The sequence below is a fragment of the Mycobacterium sp. E183 genome, from assembly GCF_001667735.1.
Taxonomy (GTDB): Bacteria; Actinomycetota; Actinomycetes; order Mycobacteriales; family Mycobacteriaceae; genus Mycobacterium.
Window position 1 is genome coordinate 1 of the sequence record NZ_LZJN01000007.1, and the last position, 4,217, is coordinate 4,217.

The following is a 4,217-nucleotide window of genomic DNA, read 5'->3' on the forward strand; positions in this document are numbered from 1 at the left end:
CTCGGCGAGCTGGTGGCGTCCAGCCTGGATCTGCTGCGGTCGGGTCTGGCGCCGCTCGCGTGATTCGTTGAGTGTGCGCCCACGGTGTCGACACGCCGAGAATCGCCGCCGTGAGCGCACACTCAAACGTCCTGCGCGCTCTCGACGGCGGCCTCGACGAAGCGGCGCAGCACGGCGTTGCGGGCGCGCGGCAGAAACGCCAGGGCGACCGGACTCTGCGGGGCCCCGCGCAGCGCGACGAACCGGACGCCCGGGTGGATGTTGCGGCGGACGGCGACGTCGGGGATCACGCCGATGCCGCGATCGGCCGCGACGGACTCGAGCCACTCGTCGAAATTGGCCGTCTCCACGATGGTTTCCGGTCCCTCCCCCGACGGCCACGACCATGGCCCGGTGGTCCCGCTGGCGGTGTTGACGACCAACGGCCACCGCGGGACCTCGGCCCAGTCCAGCTCCGACCGGGACGACAGCGGCGAATGCACCGAGCACACGGCCACCCGGTTCTCGTCGAACAGGTGCACCACCCGCACGGCGGTCGACGTCACCTGTCCGCGGACCACGGCGACGTCGACCCGGCCCTGCTGCACGGCGCCCAGCGCATCGTCGGTGCGGACCAGCCTGACCGTCGTGCCGGTGGCCCGCTCGAAACGGGCGACCGTCTCCTGCGCCCACGGGTCGGGCAACAACCAGCTGAATCCGAGGCCGATGCTGGCCTGCCGGCGCACGGCGCCGAACGCCCGCTCCAGTTCAGCGAGCACCCGTTCGACATGCTCGAGGAAGGTCCGTCCGGCCCGGGTCGTCTCCACGTGCCGCGAAGTGCGGTCCACGAGCGTCACGCCGAGCGCGTCCTCGAGCTGCCGGATGGTCCGGCTGAGCGCCGGCTGGGTGATGCGCAGTTCGTCGGCGGCCCGGGTGAACGACGCGAGTCGCGCCACCGCCTCAAACGCCCGGAGGTGGCGCAATTCGACTCGGCCACCTTCCATTGCGCCCATGCCCGACAAGCATAGATCGATTACAGCAGGCATTTCACACCCGATCCGGGCGAACCTAACGTCGTAGCCAGGACACAGATCTTAAGGAGCCACCATGCCGCTGCTGTACATCGACCTCATCGCGGGCCGCACGCCATCGGAAATGCGGGCGTTGCTCGACGCGGTGCACGAATCCGTCGTCGAGGCCTTCGGGGTGCCGCCGCGCGACCGTTACCAGGTGGTGCGCAGCCATCCCGCCCACGAAATCATCGCCCTGGACACCGGTCTCGGCATCACCCGGTCGGCGCACCAGGTGATCGTCCACATGGTGAGCCGGCGGCGCACACGGGCGATGAAGGAGAAGTTCTACCAACTGCTGGCTACCCACCTGGCGGAGCGGTGCGGGCTCGACCCGGCCGACCTGATCGTCTCGATCACCGAAAACGGCGACGAAGACTGGTCTTTCGGCCACGGCCGGGCGCAATTTCTCACCGGGGAGCTGACATGAGCCTCGACACCCGACTCACGAAATTCTTAGGCATCCAGCACCCCGTCGTGCTCGCCCCGATGGCGATGATCTCCGGGGGGCGGCTGGCGGCGGCCGTGACGTCGGCCGGCGGCCTCGGCCTGATCGGCGGCGGCTACGGCGACGCGGCATGGCTGCGGCGCGAATTCGACCGCGCCGACGGGGCAACCGTCGGCTGCGGCTTCATCACGTGGAGCCTGGCCGGCGAACCCGCGCTGCTCGACGCGGCCCTGGAGCGCCGGCCCGCCGCGATCATGCTGTCGTTCGGTGAGCTGCAGCCGTTCGCCGAGCGCATTCGCGCCGCCGGCGTCCCGCTGATCGCGCAGGCGCAAACCCTCGACCACGCGCGCCTGGCCCTGGACGCCGGCGCCGATGTCGTGGTGGCCCAGGGCGGCGAGGCGGGCGGGCACGGGATGAGCGCCCGATCCACCTTCACGCTGGTGCCCGACGTCGTCGACCTGGCCGCCGATCGTTCACCCGGCACGCCGGTGCTGGCGGCGGGCGGGGTCACCGACGGGCGGGGCCTGGCCGCCGCGCTCGCGCTCGGCGCCGACGGGGCGCTGGTGGGCACCCGATTCTGGGCAACGCCGGAGGCGCTGGTGTCGCCCCGCGCGCACGAGCGGGCGCTGACGGCCTCCGGTGACGACACCGTTCGCACGCGCGCCTATGACCTTGTGCGACGGCTGGATTGGCCGGCCGAATACAACGCTCGGGCGCTCGGCAACGCGTTCCTCGACACGTGGCACGGCAACCAGGACGGGCTGGCGGCGTCGCTGCAGGAGGCGGTGGCCGACTACGAAAAAGCCGTCGCGGCTGAGGATTTCGATACCGCCGCCATTCTCGTCGGCGAAGGGGTGGGGCTGCTGCGGCAAGTCCGGCCCGCGGCCGACATCGTGGCCGGCATGGTCGACCACGCCGCCCGGATCCTCAACCGGCCGGCCTCAGTACAGCGGTGACCAGTCCGACGTCCGCAGCAGGCGGCTTTCCCACTGGTCGCGGTATTTCAGCGCCTCGACCATATAGCTGCCGGGCCGCCGGTGCTCGGGCGCGGTCTCGGCCGTCAGCAGGTGGACCAGCGCGGCATAGTTGTTGAAGTTCTCGATCTTCTGCCACAGCATCGCTTCTCGTCGGCGGTAACTGCCGTGCGCCACCTGAAAGCACGCTTGGATATCGAGGATCCGCATTTCTTTTGGGGCTTTGGACAGCAGCCGGTAATAGATCTCGTCCCACATCCTGATGTAGTCGTCGAGCGCGGCGTCGGGCCAGCCGGTGTCTTCCATGAACAGGCTCAGTTGGTGGGTCGCACCGTCGGTGGGCACCGTCGAGAGGTCGACGGTTTGCAACGGCGACCAATCGACGGGAAGCAGAAGCTTTCCGGTCACCTCGTGGCGCAGGTTGTCCAGTTCGCGCATCCACGGGCGCAGGTCGCCGCTTTGTGTCCTGCGCGCAAGCCTTTCCCAGGCCGCGCCGTCGACGATGCCGGTGATGGTGACAACGTTGTAGGACAGGCCGGAGCCGTGGGCGTGGTTGGTGTACCAGAGCAGCCGCGCGTCGTCCCCCGCGGCCAGGGTGGGCATCCAGCCTTCGCGGTATGCCGCCTCGAATTCGTCCTGCCGCGCGCCGACCACCCGGTGGGTCTCGTGGAGGAACAGCATCGAAACTCCTTGCCTTCAGGGCTGATCGGCGATCAGCGCGGCGAGCTGGCGGCGGCTGACCTTGCCGGTCGAGCTATAGGGGATGTCGTCGACGAGCGCCAGCCGCTCGGGCAGCTTGAAGTAGGCGATCGACTCGCGACAGTGCGATCGCAGGTCTTCCAGGGTCACCGGGGCGCAGGCCACCACCGCAGCTCCCACGCGCTGGCCCAGCTCTTCGTCGGCGATACCGGCGACCGCGACATCCCGCACCGCGGGGTGGGAACGCAGCGCTTCCTCCACCTCGACCGGCCCGAACTTCTCTCCCCCGCGGTTGATGGTGTCGCTGAGCCGTCCGCAGGGGAAGAGGTAGCCGTCGGAGTCCCGGCGGGCGAGGTCACCGGTGCGCAGCCACCCGGCGGTGACGTTCTGGGTGGTGTTCACCCACAGCTCACCGATCGTTCCGACCCCGACGTCATCGCCGGTCTCGGGATCCACGACCCGCACCTCGACCCCGGGCAGCGGACGGCCGACGGATCCCGCGCGGGCGGGGTCGCGGTGGTCGGCGGGCAGCAGCGTCGTGTATGCGCCGAGGGTCTCGGTCTGGCCGAATACGTTGGCGAAGGCCACGTGTGGCAACGCGTCCATCGCCCGGCGCACCAACGCGATGGGCGCGGCGGCGGCCCCGTAGGCGATGGCGACCAAGGACGACAAGTCGGCGTAGGGGAAGCCGGGATGGTCGAGGATGCGCTGCAGCATGGCGGGAACCAGGAACGTGGTGGTCACCCGGTGTTCCGACACCAGGCGTAGCCACTCGCCGGCGTCGAATCGCGGCTGCACGACCGACGTGTTGCCGGAGTAGAGGCTGCCGAGCGTGCCCAGCGAGCCCCCGACGTGGAAGAACGGGACGCACATCATCCCCACCGAGGGTTTGGCGTCCGCCCTGAAGGGTGGCGCCATTCCCCCGATCCGCCTTGCCAACTGCCTGCCGCTGATGCCGACCGCCTTCGGCAATCCCGTTGTTCCGCTGGTGAATAGCACCAGGGCGTCGCGGTCATCGCTGCCGGCGGGCGCTGCCGCATCGGCGCC

At 69.9% G+C, this 4,217-nt stretch carries 5 protein-coding genes; 2 read left to right on the forward strand and 3 right to left on the reverse strand.

The genetic code is table 11. The features are described from left to right. Positions 1-122: 122 nt before the first annotated feature. Complete coding sequence (locus A5691_RS01320; protein ID WP_304528524.1) at positions 123-992, reverse strand: LysR family transcriptional regulator; 870 nt, start codon at positions 990-992, stop codon at positions 123-125. A gap of 94 nt (positions 993-1,086) precedes the next feature. Between A5691_RS01320 and A5691_RS01325 the strand changes: the two genes are divergently transcribed. Both A5691_RS01325 and A5691_RS01330 read left to right on the forward strand, forming a co-directional pair. Further along, on the forward strand, positions 1,087-1,479 hold the full coding sequence (locus A5691_RS01325; protein ID WP_067760716.1) for a tautomerase family protein: 393 nt from the start codon (positions 1,087-1,089) through the stop codon (positions 1,477-1,479). Continuing rightward, entirely contained in the window at positions 1,476-2,453 is a 978-nt protein-coding gene (locus A5691_RS01330) for a nitronate monooxygenase family protein (protein ID WP_068015925.1), read from the forward strand. Before A5691_RS01325 ends, A5691_RS01330 begins: the two co-directional genes overlap by 4 nt. Here A5691_RS01330 and A5691_RS01335 read toward each other — a convergent pair. Further along, complete coding sequence (locus tag A5691_RS01335) at positions 2,439-3,152, reverse strand: hypothetical protein (RefSeq protein WP_067760719.1); 714 nt, start codon at positions 3,150-3,152, stop codon at positions 2,439-2,441. The genes A5691_RS01330 and A5691_RS01335 overlap by 15 nt on opposite strands. A 15-nt stretch (positions 3,153-3,167) precedes the next feature. Then, a partial coding sequence (locus A5691_RS01340; RefSeq protein WP_068266374.1) for a fatty acid--CoA ligase family protein occupies positions 3,168-4,217 on the reverse strand: 1,050 nt, incomplete at its 5' end.

Excerpts from the sequence above, each read along its gene's own strand:
- A5691_RS01320 (WP_304528524.1), bottom strand. The coding sequence starts at position 992 with ATGGGCGCAATGGAAGGTGGCCGAGTCGAATTGCGCCACCTCCGGGCG.
- A5691_RS01325 (WP_067760716.1), top strand. The coding sequence starts at position 1,087 with ATGCCGCTGCTGTACATCGACCTCATCGCGGGCCGCACGCCATCGGAA.
- A5691_RS01330 (WP_068015925.1), top strand. The coding sequence starts at position 1,476 with ATGAGCCTCGACACCCGACTCACGAAATTCTTAGGCATCCAGCACCCC.
- A5691_RS01335 (WP_067760719.1), bottom strand. The coding sequence starts at position 3,152 with ATGCTGTTCCTCCACGAGACCCACCGGGTGGTCGGCGCGCGGCAGGAC.